2 protein-coding genes and 3 pseudogenes are annotated in these 2,934 nt (G+C 73.0%); 3 read left to right on the top strand and 2 right to left on the bottom strand.

Annotated features, from left to right (window positions below; all coding sequences use genetic code 11):
• From EAO77_RS28930 to EAO77_RS41490, 3 genes and pseudogenes are all read left to right on the top strand, one after another.
• Positions 1–568, top strand: a 568-nt coding sequence (locus tag EAO77_RS28930; protein ID WP_147991290.1) for an AI-2E family transporter, incomplete at its 5' end; no start/stop codon positions are given.
• Positions 457–819, top strand: a pseudogene (locus EAO77_RS28925) (AI-2E family transporter); the annotation flags it as partial. The gene EAO77_RS28930 and the pseudogene EAO77_RS28925, both read left to right, overlap by 112 nt.
• 65 nt (positions 820–884) lie before the next feature.
• Positions 885–947: pseudogene (locus EAO77_RS41490) on the top strand (hypothetical protein); the annotation flags it as partial.
• A 42-nt stretch (positions 948–989) separates the two neighbouring features.
• Here the strand turns inward: EAO77_RS41490 and EAO77_RS28920 are convergent.
• Together EAO77_RS28920 and EAO77_RS28915 are read right to left on the bottom strand one after the other, a co-directional pair.
• Positions 990–1,760: pseudogene (locus tag EAO77_RS28920) on the bottom strand (alpha/beta fold hydrolase); the annotation flags it as partial.
• Between the two features lie 462 nt (positions 1,761–2,222).
• On the bottom strand, positions 2,223–2,756 hold the full coding sequence (locus EAO77_RS28915) for a hypothetical protein (protein ID WP_147991289.1): 534 nt from the start codon (positions 2,754–2,756) through the stop codon (positions 2,223–2,225).
• Positions 2,757–2,934: the final 178 nt, after the last annotated feature.

Below are 2,934 nucleotides of genomic sequence, written 5' to 3'. Positions count from 1 at the left end.
CTCCCTCCCCGGCCGTCTCGCGGTCGACGTGCCCACCGTGGCGGAACGCGGCTGGGACACCCTGGGCGCCTTCGTCCGCTCGCAGGCGGCGGTCGGTCTGCTGGACGCCGTCCTCATCGGCATCGGGCTCTGGGTCCTGGACGTCCCGCTGGTGTTCCCGCTGGCCGTACTCACCTTCCTCTGCGCCTTCGTGCCCATCATCGGCGCCCTGTTCGCCGGATTCGTCGCCGTGCTGATCGCGCTGGTGTCGAACGGGGTGACGGACGCGCTGATCGTGCTGGCCGTCATCGTCGTGGTGCAGCAGCTGGAGGGCAATGTCTTCCAGCCCATGATCCAGAGCCGCGGACTCGGGCTCCACGCGGCCGTGGTCCTGCTGGCCGTGACCCTGGGCGGCAGCCTGGCCGGCATCGTCGGCAGCCTGCTCGCCGTACCGGCCGCCGCGCTGATCGCGGTGGTGTGGAACTACGTGCGCGAGCAGCTCTCCGAACCGCCGGCGGATCCGGAAGGCGGTCCGGACGCCGACCCCGAGACCGACCCGGAACCGGCCCGCGCCGCACTCGCCTCCTGAGGCACCCCGGGACACTCCCCGGCCGGCGGTCGACGTGCCCACCCACCGTGGCGGAACGCGGCTGGGACACCCTGGGCGCCTTCGTCCGCTCGCAGGCGGCGGTCGGTCTGCTGGACGCCGTCCTCATCGGCATCGGGCTCTGGGTCCTGGACGTCCCGCTGGTGTTCCCGCTGGCCGTACTCACCTTCCTCTGCGCCTTCGTGCCCATCATCGGCGCCCTGTTCGCCGGATTCGTCGCCGTGCTGATCGCGCTGGTGTCGAACGGGGTGACGGACGCGCTGATCGTGCTGGCCGTCATCGTCGTGGTGCGTACCGGATGCTCGACCTGGTGGACGACAACGTCGCCGTCGTGCGCGCCCTGGGCGAGGAGACCGCGGTGGTCGTCGGCCACGACTGGGGCTCCACCATCGCCGCCTCCTCCGCCCTGCTCCGCCCCGAGGTCTTCCCAGTCGCGGTCCATGGCACGGTAGCGGTTGAGCGCGCCGGTCATGCCGGTGCGCTCGAACTCCCCGGCGTAGACGTCGAGGTCGGCCTCGCTCAGCCAGGCGGGAAGGGCGCCGGTGGGGAACCGGTCGCGCAGCCGGCCGCCGCGGGCGACGAAGTGGGGGTCCGGCTCGTCCCGGGCGGGCATGGTGTCGGCGGACAGGGCCGCGTAGAAGCCGGCGAGCCAGCCCCGCACATCGGGCTCGATCTCCGATTCGGCACGGCCCGCCTCCTGGAAGTAGGAGACGTAGAACTCCTGCTCGGGTCCGCCGATCCGGTGGAAGACGTCGGTGGGGCGGGGGCCGCCGGGCGGCGCGTACGGGACGCTCAGCAGGCCGACCGCGCGGAAGACCTCGGGGCGGAGCAGGGCGGAGGAGGCGGCGATGGTGGAGCCCCAGTCGTGGCCGACGACCACCGCGGTCTCCTCGCCCAGGGCGCGCACGACGGCGACGTTGTCGTCCACCAGGTCGAGCATCCGGTACGCGTCGGGCGCGGCGGGCCTGGAGGAGCGGCCGTAGCCGCGTACGTCGATCGCCACCGCCCGGTACCCGGCCGCGGCGAGGGCCGGGAGCTGGCGGCGCCAGGAGTACCAGGACTCGGGGAAGCCGTGCACGAGCAGGACCAGCGGGCCGGTGCCCTGCTCGACCAGGTGCAGGCGCCCTGCCGGGGCCCGGACCGTGCGGTGGCGGAGTTCGGCGGTCGGCTGCATGGGCTGCTCCTCGGTTGGCGGGTGGACGCGGCTGCCCGTCGATCATGGGGCGCGGCACCCGCCCGGCGCGATCGGCGTTGCCGTTCCGGCAAATTCGCAGGCGAGGACGGTGGGGGCAGGGCGGGAGAGCGCGTGCCCACTGCCGGACGTGCTGCACCGGCACGCCGTCGCCTGCCCGGAAGCGGAATCCGCACCGCTCCAGGAGCCGCTCGGCCGTTTCCCGGCTGAAGAGCCGGCACCGGAGGCGCTGGTGGGCCACGACCCCTCCCCGGTTCTCGATGAAGTGGTCCCTGGTGTGCCGGCCCTCCGGATCGATCGCGACGTGCTGCGTGTCGGGTACCCCCACTCCGGACGAGGAGCGTCGGCCTCCTGCACACCGGTGCGCGGTGACGAAGGGTGCGGTGCACGGCCCGGTCGTGCCGGTCCTCGGACTGCCGGGCGGCGTCCCGGCCGACGTGGCGGTCAGGAACGGATCGCGAGGCGGCGGGCCGGAGGCGAGCCGTCGGCCGGGACGCGACCGCGCACGCCGAGCACCTCGCCCGTGTCGGCGAACTCCCAGCGCACCGCGCACGGTCCGCCGTCGCCGGACCATACGTCGCGAACGACCGGGCGGCTCAGAAGGCGTTCGAACCAGTCGGCGCACCGCTCGGCAAGCTCCTCGCTGCTGCCCGAGGCTTGGAAGAAGCCGTGGCCGGGCGACTCGTGGAGATGGAAGAGCTGGTCGCGGACCTTCCCCGCCCGCACCTCGCCGCCGGAGAAGTGCGCCGCCCACTGGCCGAGAATCAGTCCGTGGTCCTCGTCGAGAAGAGAGACATGGACGAGGAGGGACGTCCCGTCCTCGGACCGTCCCCCATGGCTGGACGCCCAGGGCGCGCGCCAGTGGGCGGTCCGGGCCCGCAGGGCCGCGAGGAAGGCGAGTTCCTCCTCGTCGAAGTCCCAGGGCTCCTCGCCGTACTCCGCCGGGTCCTCGACCTCGAACCAGCTGTTCTCATCCATGCCGAAACTCCGTTTGTTCAGGGTGTGCTCCTCTCCCGGGAGGCCCGTGAGGGCCTCGCCGCCGGGCAGTGTCCGAGCCCCATGGCAGATTGCAGGGTGTGACAACCGATACGAACACCCCGCTGTCCGGACTGGACGCGATCGACTGGTCCGCCCTGGAGCATGCCTACGGCGCGGC

This window comes from Streptomyces sp. T39, assembly GCF_008042045.1.
Taxonomy (GTDB): Bacteria; Actinomycetota; Actinomycetes; order Streptomycetales; family Streptomycetaceae; genus Streptomyces.
Note: the sequence above shows the minus strand (reverse complement) of the source record. Positions and strands in the feature narration are given on the sequence as shown.

What these genes read in the sequence shown, in the direction of transcription:
- EAO77_RS28915 (WP_147991289.1), bottom strand. Translation starts at nt 2,756, where the DNA reads ATGGATGAGAACAGCTGGTTCGAGGTCGAGGACCCGGCGGAGTACGGC.